This window comes from Pseudomonas sp. PB106 (genome assembly GCF_009764645.1).
Taxonomy (GTDB): Bacteria; Pseudomonadota; Gammaproteobacteria; order Pseudomonadales; family Pseudomonadaceae; genus Aquipseudomonas.
Genome location: NZ_RWIM01000022.1, coordinates 84,507 through 97,667 on the forward strand (window position 1 = coordinate 84,507; position 13,161 = coordinate 97,667).

Sequence of the window (13,161 nt, forward strand, 5' to 3'; positions counted from 1 at the left end):
TGCCAGCGATGAGGCCGGTGCAGGCCCCGCAAATCCCGGCAGAAATTGCCTGTGCGCCAGTCACCCGGTAAAGTGCCGCTCCCCCCGTTTCGCCAGAGGCTCGCACCATGACCCAGACCCTAGATATTGCCGTGATCGGCGCCACCGGTACTGTCGGCGAAACCCTCGTACAGATTCTCGAAGAACGCGACTTTCCGGTCGGCAACCTGCACCTGCTGGCGAGCAGCGAGTCTGCGGGCAGCTCGGTGCTGTTCCGCAACAAGAACGTGCGCGTTCGCGAAGTCGACGAGTTCGATTTCAGCAAGGTCAAACTGGTGTTTTTCGCCGCCGGCCCGGCCATCACCCTAAGCTACGCCGCGCGTGCCCATGCCGCTGGTTGCTCGCTGATAGACCTGTCCGGCGCGCTGCCGGCCGAGCAGGCGCCGCAAATCGTGCCGGAAGCCAACGCCGAAGTGCTCGCCAGTTTGAAAGCACCGTTTCAAGTCAGCAGCCCAAGCCCATCGGCCACTTCGCTCGCCGTGGTGCTGGCGCCGCTGCTCGATTTGATCGACCTGCAATATGTCAACGTCACCGCCAATCTCGCCGTGTCCGCACAAGGTCGTGAAGCCGTGACCGAGTTGGCGCGGCAGACCGCCGAGCTGCTCAACATGCGCCCGCTGGAGCCAACCTTCTTTGATCGGCAGATGGCTTTCAACCTGCTGGCGCAGGTCGGCACGCCTGACGCACAAGGCCATACGCTGCTGGAAAAACGTCTGGTGCGCGAGTTGCGTCAGGTGCTCGCGCAGCCTTCTTTGAAGATTTCCGCAACTTGCGTTCAAGCCCCGGTGTTTTTTGGCGATAGCTTTAGCGTGACCTTGCAGTCAAAGCGTGCTGTCGACCTGGAAAAAGTCAACGCGGCACTTGAAGATGCGCCGGGTATTGAGCTGGTCGAGGCCGGTGATTATCCGACCGCCGTGGGTGACGCGGTAGGGCAGGACGTGGTCTATGTCGGGCGCGTGCGCAACGGAGTCGACGACCCGGCGGAACTTAATCTCTGGCTGACGTCAGATAACGTACGCAAAGGCGCGGCCCTTAACGCTGTGCAGGTAGCTGAATTGTTGATAAAAGACCTGCTGTAAAAGATACTTGGCAACAATTTGTCGACTGATTCTAGGTGAGCGCTATGCTTGCCCGGAGCGCTGGATAACGTGTCACCCTCCGGGACTTTCCGGGGCATCAAAGAAATGATCGCGCGCGACATCTGTCGTCGTCGCGCGCAATGCCTTACGGCAGCGACTATCAATATCTTCTCGCTGGCCGAGGAACGTTCAAACAAAGGATGAGGCTATGGTTCAAGTTCGCAAACTGGTGTTAGCAATAGCGGCCGCCTCGGCGCTGTCCTCCGGTATGGCGCATGCCCTCGGGCTCGGGGAGCTGACCCTGAAGTCGACCCTGAACCAGCCGCTGGTGGCCGAGATCGAGCTGCTCGACGTCAAGGATCTCACCGCCGCCGAAGTGGTGCCGAGCCTGGCTTCACCCGAAGATTTCGCCAAGGCCGGCGTTGATCGCCAGGCCTTCCTCAACGATCTGACCTTCACCCCGGTGCTCAACGCCAGCGGCAAAAGCGTGCTGCGCGTGACGTCGAGCAAGCCGCTATCGGAACCGATGGTGAAATTCCTCGTGCAGGTGATGTGGCCGAACGGTCGTCTGCTGCGCGATTACAGCGTGCTGCTGGACCCATCGAAGTTCTCGCCACAGACCGCTGACGCCGCCGCGCAACCGGCGCCGTCGCAGACCATCGCCGCGCCGACCACTGGCGCCACGCACCCAACGCAATACACCACCACGCCGCGCGATACCCTGTGGGAAATCGCCGCGAAAGCGCGCACCGGCGGTTCGGTGCAGCAGACCATGCTGGCCATTCAGGCGCTGAACCCGGATGCGTTCATCGGCGGCAACATCAACCGCCTGAAAACCGGCCAGGTGCTGCGCATGCCGGACGCCGTGCAAAGCACTGCGCTGCCGCAGTCCAAGGCAATTGCCGAGGTCGCGGCGCAGAACGAAGCCTGGCGCTCGGGCCGTCGCTATGTGGCGAAGCCAGGCGCCGGTCAGCAGCAACTCGATGCCACCAATCGGGGTCGCGGCAACACTGGCGCGGCGCAGAACGCCCAGGACAATCTGAGTCTGGTCTCCGCCGAAAGCGCCAAGGCGCGCGGCAAGGGCCCGGCGGGTGATGCCAAAGCACTGAGCAACAAGCTCGCGGTCACTCAGGAAAGCCTCGACACGACCCGTCGTGACAACGAGGAACTGAAAAGCCGCATGACCGATCTGCAGAGCCAGTTGGACAAACTGCAAAAGCTGATCGAACTGAAGAACAATCAACTGGCGAAGTTGCAGGCTGAAGGTTCGGGCGCAGCGCCGGGCGCAAACGGCGCAGTAGCGCCTGTTCCGGCAATCACGGCTGAGCTGGCCGCGACCCCGCCCGCCACGCCGGCAGAAGCTGCCCCAGCTTCGCCGACGCCGGAATCTGCCATTGCTCCACCTGCCGAAACTACGGTTGAGCCGGTGGTCGAGCCGGTTGTCGAAACCAAGCCTGCCGCTGACGATGAAAAGACTTTCAACGAACTGCTGACCAATCCGATCCTCTTGGGGTTGATCGGCGGCGGTGCGGTGGTTCTGCTGCTCCTGCTGTTGCTGTTGGCGCGTCGCCGCAAAGCTCAGCAGGAAGCCGAGAAGCATGTGCGCATGGCGCGTGCACTGGCCGAAGAACAAGAGTTCTCCGCCGAGCAGGACCTGCCGGAAAGCAGCTTCGCAGGTCTGGAAACGCCGGCAGCGAGCGTCAAGCTCAACACCCCGGCGCCTGCGCCTGCTCCCGCTCCGGTAGTCGTGGCGCCAGTGGTCATGGCCGAACCGATTGCTGCGCCGCTGGTGGCGCCGGCCGCCGAGCGTTCTGATGACGTGCTGGACAAAGCCCAATCGCACATCAATGCCGGTCGCCTGAATCAGGCCGCCGCACTGCTGGAAGAGGGCGTCAGCCTGGAGCCACAGCGCAGCGATCTGCGTTTGAAATTGATGGAAGTCTACGGTCAGCAGGGCGACCGTGATGCGTTCGTCGGCCAGGAACGTCAACTGGTGGCCAACGGCGACAACTTCGCCAAAGTTGAAGAGCTGAAAAGCCGCTTCCCGGCGATGGCTGCCGTTGTTGTCAGTGGTCTGGCGGCGGCTGCCGTCGCTGCCGAACTGGACGCGCAGTACGTCAAGGAACTGTTGCTGGACGAACCGGAAGCACCTGCGCCGGCGCCTCAGGAAGACGATCTGGACAGCGCGTTTGACCTGAGCCTCGACGATCTTGACAACATTACGCCGGTGGAGCCCGCGCCGGTCGTTGAGCCAGAAGCACCGGTCGAGCTGGATGAATTCCCGTCTGACGATGACCTGAGCTTTGAGTCGGTGCTGCAGCAACAGACCGACATCAAAGAGAATCTCGACGATCTGTCGGACTTCGACCTGGATCTGGACCTCGGCGCTGAGCCATCGCCGGCCACGCTGGCTGAAGATGACTTCATGCTGGATCTGGATGAGGGCGTGAAGGATCTGCCGCCGGTCGAGCCACCGGTCGTGGCTGACGTGCCGCAGGATGATCTGGAGTTACCGGCCGATTTCGATCTGTCGCTGGCCGATGAAATGGACAGCAACCCGGCGGCTGAGCCTGACGCTTTCTCAGCAGAACTGGATGACGTCAACGCCGAGCTGGATCGTCTGTCGCAGAGCATTGCCGAGCCGACCTTCACCGAGGCCGATGCAATGAAGGGGGATGATCTTGGCGAAGATGATTTCGACTTCCTCGCTGGCACCGATGAAGCAGCCACCAAACTCGATCTGGCGCAAGCCTACATCGACATGGGCGACGCCGACGGTGCACGCGACATCCTCAACGAAGTGTTGACCGAGGGTGACGAGAAGCAGCGTGGCGAAGCCAAGGACATGCTCTCAAGCTTGTAATCAGTCCAGCGGTAAACGAAACGGCAGCCCACAGAGGCTGCCGTTTTTGTTTGGTTTTTAAGATCAAAGATCGCAGCCTTCGGCGGCTCCTACAGGGAAACGCGGATTTCTGTGTAGGAGCTGCCGAAGGCTGCGATCTTTTGATCTTGAGGCCTTATAATGCCCGCCTTTGCAAAAACAGCAGGCTGTCCCACCTTGGCAAACATAGATAACCCGGTCGCCGAAATGGCCCCCGAGGGCTTTTACCGCGTAGCGCTGGGCGTTGAGTACAAAGGCTCGCGCTACAGCGGCTGGCAGCGTCAGCTGACCGGTGTGAAAACGGTGCAGGAGGAACTCGAAAAAGCCTTGTCGAAAGTCGCCAACTCGCCGGTCTCCTTGCAGTGCGCCGGGCGCACAGATGCCGGCGTGCATGCCTGCGGACAGGTGGTGCATTTTGATACCACCGTCGATCGCTCGCTGAAAGCCTGGGTCATGGGTGCCAACATCAATCTGCCCCACGACATCAGTGTCAGCTGGGCGCGGGTGATGCCGGCGCATTTTCATGCGCGGTTCAAAGCCATCGCCCGGCGCTATCGCTACGTGATCTACAACGATCAGATTCGCCCGGCGCATCTCAATGAAGAAATCACCTGGAATCACCGGCCGCTGGATGCCGAGCGCATGGCCGAGGCCGCGCAGTACCTCATCGGAACCCACGATTTCAGCGCCTTCCGAGCCGGTCAGTGCCAAGCCAAGTCGCCGATCAAGAAGATGCACCACCTGCGCGTGACCCGTCACGGCAAGATGATCGTGCTCGACATCCGCGCCAATGCCTTTTTGCATCACATGGTGCGCAACATCGCTGGCGTTCTGATGACCATCGGTGCGGGCGAGCGTCCAGTCGAATGGATGAAGGAAGTGCTGGAAAGCCGCGAGCGCCGCTCCGGCGGCGTGACCGCGCATCCGTACGGCTTGTATCTGGTCCAGGTCGAGTACCACGACGAATTCCCGTTGCCCGAGCGTTTTATCGGGCCACATTTCCTTACGGGTTTCTCCGAACTTGACGGCTGACGCCCTCGAACGCTTTTGTTACCATCCGGGACTTTCCCGGATTTTGCCTTGGAGTTTTTCTCGACATGTCAGCCGTTCGCAGCAAGATCTGCGGCATTACCCGCATAGAAGATGCGTTGGCCGCCGTCGAAGCCGGGGCTGATGCGATCGGTTTTGTGTTTTACGCCAAGAGTCAACGGGCGGTGACTGTGCAGCAGGCACGCGCGATCATCAAAGCGTTGCCGCCGTTCGTGACCACGGTGGGCCTGTTCGTCAACGCCAGCCGCTGCGAGTTGGGGGAAATCCTCGATGCCGTGCCGCTGGATCTGCTGCAGTTCCATGGCGATGAAGTCGTTGAAGACTGTGAGGGCTGGCATCGTCCTTATATAAAGGCGCTGCGGGTCAAGGCCGGTGATGACATTGCTGCAGCCGTTGATGCTTACCCGAGTGCCAGCGGCGTGCTGCTCGATACCTACGTCGAAGGCGTACCCGGCGGAACCGGTGAGGCATTCGACTGGTCATTGATTCCGCAACGTTTGAGCAAGCCGTTGATTCTCGCGGGTGGTCTGACTCCGGAGAATGTCGCAGACGCCGTAGCGCGGGTGAAACCCTACGCGGTGGACGTCAGTGGTGGCGTAGAAGCGAGCAAAGGCATCAAGGATCACGCAAAGATTCGTGCATTCATCAACGCTACACGCAAAGCTCCATATTGATGTGACGGCTGGCAGTCTGCCGCCGTCCATCAATGCACTTGCACAAAGCAGGCGCGGCTGAGGGTTTGGGGATAGCACGCAGGTCATGTTTCGCGCTGACCGTGGCTGTCCACCGACCATCGCCACACACATGAATTTAGCTGAAGGGCATACGCGGGGCTGCGAACCAGAGCGTTCGGGCCGCCGGTACTGGAGAAAAAAAGCATGAGCAACTGGTTAGTAGACAAACTGATCCCTTCGATCATGCGTTCCGAGGTCAAGAAGAGCTCGGTCCCTGAAGGTCTGTGGCACAAGTGTCCGTCTTGCGAGGCGGTGCTGTATCGTCCAGAGCTGGAAAAGACCCTGGACGTTTGCCCCAAGTGCAACCACCACATGCGCATCGGCGCACGTGCGCGTATCGACATCTTCCTCGATGCCGAAGGTCGCAACGAACTGGGCGCTGATCTGGAGCCGGTTGACCGTCTGAAATTCCGCGACGGCAAGAAGTACAAGGATCGCCTGACCGCTGCCCAAAAGCAGACTGGCGAAAAAGACGCGCTGATCTCCGTCAGCGGCACTTTGCTGGGCATGCCAGTGGTGGTTTCGGCGTTCGAATTTGCCTTCATGGGCGGTTCGATGGGGGCCATCGTTGGTGAGCGCTTCGTGCGCGCTGCCAACTACGCCCTGGAAAACCGCTGCCCGATGATCTGCTTCGCCGCTTCCGGCGGTGCGCGCATGCAGGAAGCGCTGATCTCGCTGATGCAGATGGCCAAGACTTCCGCCGTACTGGCGCGTCTGCGTGAAGAAGGCATTCCGTTCATCTCCGTGCTGACCGACCCGGTCTACGGCGGTGTTTCCGCGAGTCTGGCGATGCTCGGCGACGTGATCGTCGGTGAGCCGAAAGCCCTGATCGGTTTCGCCGGTCCACGTGTTATCGAGCAAACCGTGCGTGAAAAACTGCCGGAAGGCTTCCAGCGCAGTGAATTCCTGCTGGAACACGGTGCGATCGACATGATCATCCACCGTCAGGAGCTGCGCCCACGTCTGGGTAACTTGCTGGCACAGATGACCGGCAAGCCGACGCCGAAATTCGTCGCCGCGCCAATCGAGCCGATCGTGGTTCCACCGGTACCTGCTGGCCTATGACCGAGCGCACCCTTGGCGAATGGCTCGCCTACCTTGAGCAGTTGCATCCATCGGCCATCGACATGGGCCTGGAGCGTTCACAACAGGTAGCGTCCCGCATGGGGCTGGGCCAGCCGGCGCCTCGGGTGATCACGGTCACCGGCACCAACGGCAAGGGTTCGACCTGCGCTTTCGTGGCTTCATTGCTGCGCGCGCAGGGCCTGAGCGTCGGTGTCTACAATTCTCCGCACCTGCTGCGTTACAACGAGCGGGTGCAGCTCAATGGCGTCGAAGCCACTGACGCGCAGCTGTGCGAAGCCTTTGCTGCGGTCGAGGCCGGGCGCGGCGACACTTCCCTGACTTACTTCGAAATGGGCACCCTCGCGGCGTTCTGGCTGTTTCAACAGGCTGGACTCGATGCGGTGGTGCTGGAAGTCGGGCTGGGCGGGCGTCTCGACACGGTCAACGTGGTGGATGCCGATATCGCGTTGGTCACCAGTATTGGCGTCGATCACGCCGATTATCTGGGCGACACCCGCGAATCCGTGGCTTTCGAAAAGGCCGGGATTTTCCGTCAGGGCAAGCCTGCCCTGTGTGGCGATCTGAATCCTCCGCAACCGTTGCTCGACAAGGCGCGTGAACTGGCCTGTCCGTTCTTCCTGCGTGGACGCGATTTCGACCTTGGCATCACCGATCAGCACTGGCAGTGGCGCGGCACCGATGCGCAAGGTATGGCTGTTGAGCTGCATGACTTGCCGCTGCTCGATCTGCCGATGGAAAACGCCGCGCTGGCGTTGCAGGCCTATCTGCTGCTCGGTTTGCCGTGGGATGCGCAGCAGATCGTCGCCGCTTTGCTGGCGACACGCGTAGTAGGGCGCCTGGATCGCCGTTCGTTCGATTGGAATGGCAAGCGCCTTAATGTGTTGCTGGATGTAGGTCACAATCCCCACGCCGCCGAGTATCTGGCCCGTCGTTTGGCTGCGCGGCCGCCGGTTGGCAAGCGCCTGGCAGTGTTTGGTCTGCTGGCTGACAAGGATCTGGATGGTGTTGTCGGCGAATTGAGTGCTAGTGTCGCGCACTGGGCGGTGGCGCCGCTGGATTCGCCGCGAGCTCGCCCGGTAGCTGAATTACAAACGGCATTGCAGAATCTTGGTGCGTCGGTCACGTCTTACGAGAGTGTCGCCGCCGCTCTGGAAGGGCAGTGCGCCGTGGCCACCAGTGACGACGAGATTCTGTTGTTCGGATCATTTTATTGTGTCGCCGAGGCCCTTGAATGGCTGGCCCGGCGCTCCACGGAGGAAGCGGCAAATGGCTTTGCTGGATAAAGCGTACAAGCAGCGCATGGTTGGCGCTTTGGTGCTGGTGGCGCTGGCGGTGATTTTCCTGCCTATGCTGTTTTCGCGTCAGGATGAACAGCGTCAGGTGACCGTTGAGGTCCCGGCCGCTCCACAGGCGCCTGCCATGCCGCAAATTCAGATGGAAACGGTCGCCGTGCCTGAGCCGCAAGCCTTGCCGCAAGAGCCCGTGCCAACCGATGACGAGGTCGCCGAACAAGAAGCGCCTTCGGCACCGGCGGCAGCCGCGCCGGTAGTGCCTGCACAGATCGTCAAGCCAGCCACGCCGCCGCCAACCTCGAAACCGATTCCTGCGCCTGCGCAGCCGATCACCGCTGGGCCGAGCGCCGCAGCGAGCAAGCCCGACACCACGCAAAGCCGCGTCGATGCCAATGGCCTGTCGGTGAGCTGGTCGGTGCAACTGGCCAGTCTGTCGAGTCGCGCCAGTGCCGAAAGTCTGCAGAAGACCCTGCGCAGCCAAGGCTATAACGCCTATATCCGTTCGGCCGATGGCAAGAATCGGGTGTTTGTCGGACCGCTGATCGAGCGCGCCGAAGCCGATCGTTTGCGTGATCTGTTGGGTCGTCAGCAGAACCTCAAGGGTTTCGTTGTGCGCTTCCAGCCCGAACGCGGCTAAAAACTATCGCCTCGATTGAAATGCACTGACAATCGCAGCTTACCGAGAGGCATGCGCTCTGCTAAAATGCGCCGCCTTATCCGTCTGTAGGCTGCACTGTGCCATTTACCTGGGTTGACTGGGCGATCGTTGCAATCATCGCCATCTCCGCTTTGATCAGTTTGAGCCGCGGCTTCGTCAAGGAAGCATTATCGCTGGTGACCTGGATCATCGCAGGAGCCGTCGCCTGGATGTTCGGTGGTTCACTGTCCGAGTACCTCGCCGGATACATCGAAACCCCATCGGCTCGCGTGATCGCGGGCTGTGCCATCATGTTTGTCGCCACACTGATCGTGGGCGCAATGATCAATTATCTTATCGGCGAGTTGGTACGCGTCACCGGGTTGTCCGGGACCGATCGATTCCTCGGCATGGCCTTCGGCGCTGCGCGTGGCGTGTTGCTGGTGGTCGTGGCGGTCGGGCTGTTGAGCCTGGGGCCGGTACAGCAGGACGGGTGGTGGAAAGAATCACAGCTCGTACCAAAGTTTCTATTGGTCGCCGACTGGTCCAAAAACCTGATACTCGGGTGGAGCAGTCAGTGGCTTGCCAGCGGAATCAGCGTACCCGCTGATATTCCGTTCAAGGAGCAACTCTTGCCGTCGGCGAAAACGCCTCAGTGAGTGTTGTTCAGTTCAGATCCATTAAGTAGGGGTTGCGTCGCATGTGTGGCATCGTCGGTATCGTCGGTAAGTCGAACGTCAATCAGGCGCTGTATGACGCGCTAACCGTGCTCCAGCACCGCGGCCAGGACGCTGCCGGTATCGTGACCAGCCATGATGGCCGGTTGTTCCTGCGCAAGGACAATGGCCTGGTGCGTGACGTGTTCCAGCAGCGTCACATGCAGCGTCTGGTCGGCCACATGGGTATCGGTCACGTCCGTTACCCGACCGCGGGCAGCTCGACCTCGGCCGAAGCCCAGCCGTTTTACGTCAACTCGCCTTACGGCATCACCCTGGCGCACAACGGTAACCTGACCAACGTTGAACAGTTGGCCAAAGAGATCTACGAATCCGATCTGCGTCACGTCAACACCAGTTCCGACTCGGAAGTACTGCTGAACGTGTTCGCTCACGAGCTGGCCCAGCGTGGCAAGCTGCAGCCAACCGAAGAAGACGTGTTTGCCGCCGTGACCGACGTGCACAACCGTTGCGTCGGTGGTTACGCGGTAGTCGCCATGGTGACCGGTTACGGCATCGTCGGTTTCCGTGACCCGCACGGCATCCGCCCAATCGTGTTCGGCCAGCGTCACACCGACGAAGGCGTCGAGTACATGATCGCCTCGGAAAGCGTTTCGCTGGACGTGCTCGGTTTCACCCTGATTCGCGACCTGGCGCCGGGCGAAGCGGTCTACATCACTGAAGACGGCAAGCTGCACACTCGTCAGTGCGCGACCAACCCGTCCCTGACTCCGTGCATCTTCGAACACGTCTACCTGGCGCGTCCGGACTCGATCATCGACGGCGTGTCGGTCTACAAGGCCCGTCTGCGCATGGGTGAGAAACTCGCCGAGAAAATCCTGCGCGAGCGTCCAGAGCACGACATCGACGTGGTCATCCCGATTCCGGACACCAGTCGCACCGCGGCACTGGAACTGGCCAACCACCTGGGCGTGAAATTCCGCGAAGGTTTCGTCAAGAACCGTTACATCGGCCGTACCTTCATCATGCCGGGCCAAGCGGCGCGCAAGAAGTCGGTACGCCAAAAGCTCAACGCCATCGAGCTGGAATTCCGCGGCAAGAACGTGATGCTGGTCGACGACTCGATCGTGCGGGGCACCACCTGCAAGCAGATCATCCAGATGGCCCGAGAAGCCGGCGCGAAGAACGTCTACTTCTGCTCGGCTGCTCCGGCGGTGCGCTTCCCGAACGTCTACGGCATCGATATGCCGAGTGCACACGAACTGATCGCACACAACCGTTCGACTCAGGACGTGGCGGATCTGATCGGTGCTGACTGGTTGATCTATCAGGACTTGCCTGACTTGATCGAAGCGGTCGGTGGCGGCAAGATCAAGATCGAGAACTTCGACTGCGCGGTGTTCGACGGCAAGTACGTCACCGGCGACGTCGACGAGGCTTACCTGAACAAGATCGAGCAGGCGCGTAACGACTCCTCGAAGATCAAGACCCAGGCGGTCAGTGCGATCATCGATCTGTACAACAACTGAGTTTCTACCGGCCCTGAGGGGCCGGTTTTGTATCTGACTTTTAATTTTCGAGAACAGGGCAAGGAGTGACAGCATGAGTCAGGAATGGGATGCCGGTCGGCTGGACAGCGACCTTGAAGGCGTAGCGTTCGATACCCTGGCCGTACGTGCCGGTCAGCACCGTACGCCGGAAGGTGAGCACGGTGATCCGATGTTCTTCACTTCCAGCTACGTGTTCCGCACGGCGGCCGATGCAGCAGCACGTTTTGCCGGTGAAGTGCCGGGCAACGTCTACTCGCGTTACACCAACCCGACCGTGCGTGCGTTCGAAGAGCGCATTGCTGCGCTGGAAGGCGCCGAGCAAGCCGTTGCGACCGCAACCGGCATGGCGGCGATTCTGGCAGTAGTGATGAGCCTGTGCAGTGCCGGCGATCACGTGCTGGTCTCGCGCAGCGTATTCGGTTCGACCATCAGTCTGTTCGAAAAGTACTTCAAGCGGTTTGGCGTGGAAGTCGATTACGTGCCGCTGGCCGATCTTTCGGGTTGGGACGCGGCAATCAAGCCGAATACCAAATTGCTCTTCGTCGAGTCGCCATCCAATCCTTTGGCTGAACTGGTTGATATCGCCGCATTGGCAGAAATCGCTCATGCCAAAGGCGCGATGCTGGTGGTCGACAACTGCTTCTGCACGCCGGCACTGCAGCAGCCGCTGAAAATGGGTGCGGACATCGTCGTGCACTCGGCGACCAAGTTCATTGACGGCCAGGGCCGTTGCATGGGCGGGGTGGTGGCCGGTCGCAGCGAGCAGATGAAAGAAATCGTCGGCTTCCTGCGCACTGCCGGGCCGACCCTGAGCCCGTTCAATGCGTGGATCTTCCTCAAAGGTCTGGAAACCCTGAACCTGCGAATGAAAGCGCACTGCGCCAATGCCCAGGAGCTGGCCGAGTGGCTGGAGCAGCAGGATGGCATCGAGAAGGTGCATTACGCCGGACTCAAGAGCCATCCGCAGCATGAATTGGCTCAGCGTCAGCAGAAGGGCTTCGGTGCGGTGGTAAGTTTCGAAGTGAAGGGCGGCAAAGAAGGCGCCTGGCGCTTTATCGATGCCACTCGCCTGATTTCGATCACGGCCAACCTCGGCGACAGCAAAACCACCATCACCCACCCAAGCACCACTTCCCACGGTCGTCTGGCGCCGCAAGAGCGTGAAGCGGCGGGCATCCGTGACAGCCTGATCCGCATTGCGGTCGGCCTGGAAGATGTCGCTGACCTGCAAGCCGATCTGGCGCGCGGTCTGGCGGCTTTGTGATCGAGTTGTCGACGCCGACAGCGGGTACCCATGGCCGCGTCGCGCTGGTCACGGGTGCCGCGCGCGGTATCGGTCTGGGGATCGCGGCGTGGCTGATCAGCGAAGGCTGGCAGGTGGTGCTGACGGATCTGGATCGCGCACGCGGTTCGAAAGTCGCGAAGGTGCTGGGCGACAATGCCTGGTTCATTGCGATGGACGTGGCCGATGAGGATCAGGTGGCGCTGGGTGTCGCTGAAGTGTTGGGGCAGTTTGGTCGTCTTGATGCGCTGGTGTGCAATGCGGCCGTTGCCGATCCGCACAACATCACGTTGGAAAGTCTCGATCTGGCGTACTGGAATCGCGTGTTGGCGGTAAACCTCAGTGGGCCGATGTTGCTGGCCAAGCACTGTGCGCCATATCTGCGCGCGCACAACGGTTCGATCGTCAACCTGGCCTCGACCCGCGCTCGGCAGTCGGAGGCAGACTCCGAGGCGTATGCGGCGAGCAAGGGTGGGTTATTGGCGCTGACGCATGCGCTGGCAATCAGCCTGGGGCCGGAGATTCGCGTCAACGCCGTCAGTCCGGGCTGGATCGATGCGCGCGATCCTTCTGCGCGTCGAGCCGAGCCGTTGGCCGATGCTGATCATGCCCAGCATCCAGCGGGCAGGGTAGGGACGGTTGAGGATGTGGCGGCGATGGTCGCGTGGTTGCTGTCGAGGAATGCCGGGTTCGTGACCGGGCAGGAATTCGTCGTCGATGGCGGCATGACCAAGAAGATGATCTATAGCGAGTAGATCGCCTTTTTCTACTGAATTTGCGTTGAATGGACTGACGCCTTCGCGAGCAAGCTCGCCCCCACATTTTGAATGCAATACCCCGTGGGAGCGAGCTTG

Annotated in this window: 11 protein-coding genes; all 11 read left to right on the forward strand. The window is 60.8% G+C overall.

Annotation, left to right across the window (positions count from 1 at the left end):
• Positions 1-107: 107 nt before the first annotated feature.
• Positions 108-1,118, forward strand: coding sequence for an aspartate-semialdehyde dehydrogenase (locus EJA71_RS04460; protein WP_158954646.1), 1,011 nt, complete (start codon positions 108-110; stop codon positions 1,116-1,118).
• A 208-nt stretch (positions 1,119-1,326) separates the two neighbouring features.
• Positions 1,327-3,981 (forward strand): FimV/HubP family polar landmark protein, encoded by a 2,655-nt coding sequence (locus EJA71_RS04465; RefSeq protein WP_158954648.1) that lies wholly within the window; start codon positions 1,327-1,329, stop codon positions 3,979-3,981.
• Between the two features lie 225 nt (positions 3,982-4,206).
• Positions 4,207-5,031, forward strand: a complete 825-nt coding sequence (gene truA / locus EJA71_RS04470; RefSeq protein ID WP_178113651.1) for a tRNA pseudouridine(38-40) synthase TruA — start codon at positions 4,207-4,209, stop codon at positions 5,029-5,031.
• Positions 5,032-5,096: 65 nt separating this feature from the next.
• A complete protein-coding gene (locus tag EJA71_RS04475; RefSeq protein WP_158954653.1) occupies positions 5,097-5,723 on the forward strand; it encodes a phosphoribosylanthranilate isomerase in 627 nt (208 codons plus the stop codon).
• 204 nt (positions 5,724-5,927) lie between these two features.
• Entirely contained in the window at positions 5,928-6,848 is a 921-nt protein-coding gene (gene accD / locus EJA71_RS04480) for an acetyl-CoA carboxylase, carboxyltransferase subunit beta (protein WP_007913458.1), read from the forward strand.
• The gene (folC, locus tag EJA71_RS04485; RefSeq protein WP_158954655.1) at positions 6,845-8,152 is read left to right on the forward strand and encodes a bifunctional tetrahydrofolate synthase/dihydrofolate synthase; all 1,308 of its coding nucleotides are present in this window, start codon (positions 6,845-6,847) and stop codon (positions 8,150-8,152) included. Before accD ends, folC begins: the two co-directional genes overlap by 4 nt.
• Positions 8,136-8,798 (forward strand): SPOR domain-containing protein, encoded by a 663-nt coding sequence (locus EJA71_RS04490; RefSeq protein WP_158954657.1) that lies wholly within the window; start codon positions 8,136-8,138, stop codon positions 8,796-8,798. The genes folC and EJA71_RS04490 overlap by 17 nt, the downstream gene beginning before the upstream one ends.
• Positions 8,799-8,896: 98 nt before the next feature.
• Positions 8,897-9,457 (forward strand): CvpA family protein, encoded by a 561-nt coding sequence (locus tag EJA71_RS04495; RefSeq protein ID WP_039771589.1) that lies wholly within the window; start codon positions 8,897-8,899, stop codon positions 9,455-9,457.
• 41 nt (positions 9,458-9,498) lie between these two features.
• On the forward strand, positions 9,499-11,004 hold the full coding sequence (purF, locus tag EJA71_RS04500; protein ID WP_007913462.1) for an amidophosphoribosyltransferase: 1,506 nt from the start codon (positions 9,499-9,501) through the stop codon (positions 11,002-11,004).
• Between the two features lie 73 nt (positions 11,005-11,077).
• Positions 11,078-12,289, forward strand: coding sequence for an O-succinylhomoserine sulfhydrylase (locus EJA71_RS04505; RefSeq protein ID WP_158954659.1), 1,212 nt, complete (start codon positions 11,078-11,080; stop codon positions 12,287-12,289).
• Entirely contained in the window at positions 12,286-13,062 is a 777-nt protein-coding gene (locus EJA71_RS04510) for an SDR family oxidoreductase (protein ID WP_158954661.1), read from the forward strand. Before EJA71_RS04505 ends, EJA71_RS04510 begins: the two co-directional genes overlap by 4 nt.
• Positions 13,063-13,161 lie beyond the last annotated feature (99 nt).

Excerpts from the sequence above, each read along its gene's own strand:
- purF (WP_007913462.1), top strand. The coding sequence starts at position 9,499 with ATGTGTGGCATCGTCGGTATCGTCGGTAAGTCGAACGTCAATCAGGCG.
- truA (WP_178113651.1), top strand. The coding sequence starts at position 4,207 with ATGGCCCCCGAGGGCTTTTACCGCGTAGCGCTGGGCGTTGAGTACAAA.
- EJA71_RS04460 (WP_158954646.1), top strand. The coding sequence starts at position 108 with ATGACCCAGACCCTAGATATTGCCGTGATCGGCGCCACCGGTACTGTC.
- folC (WP_158954655.1), top strand. The coding sequence starts at position 6,845 with ATGACCGAGCGCACCCTTGGCGAATGGCTCGCCTACCTTGAGCAGTTG.
- EJA71_RS04475 (WP_158954653.1), top strand. The coding sequence starts at position 5,097 with ATGTCAGCCGTTCGCAGCAAGATCTGCGGCATTACCCGCATAGAAGAT.
- EJA71_RS04505 (WP_158954659.1), top strand. The coding sequence starts at position 11,078 with ATGAGTCAGGAATGGGATGCCGGTCGGCTGGACAGCGACCTTGAAGGC.
- EJA71_RS04490 (WP_158954657.1), top strand. The coding sequence starts at position 8,136 with ATGGCTTTGCTGGATAAAGCGTACAAGCAGCGCATGGTTGGCGCTTTG.
- EJA71_RS04465 (WP_158954648.1), top strand. The coding sequence starts at position 1,327 with ATGGTTCAAGTTCGCAAACTGGTGTTAGCAATAGCGGCCGCCTCGGCG.
- accD (WP_007913458.1), top strand. The coding sequence starts at position 5,928 with ATGAGCAACTGGTTAGTAGACAAACTGATCCCTTCGATCATGCGTTCC.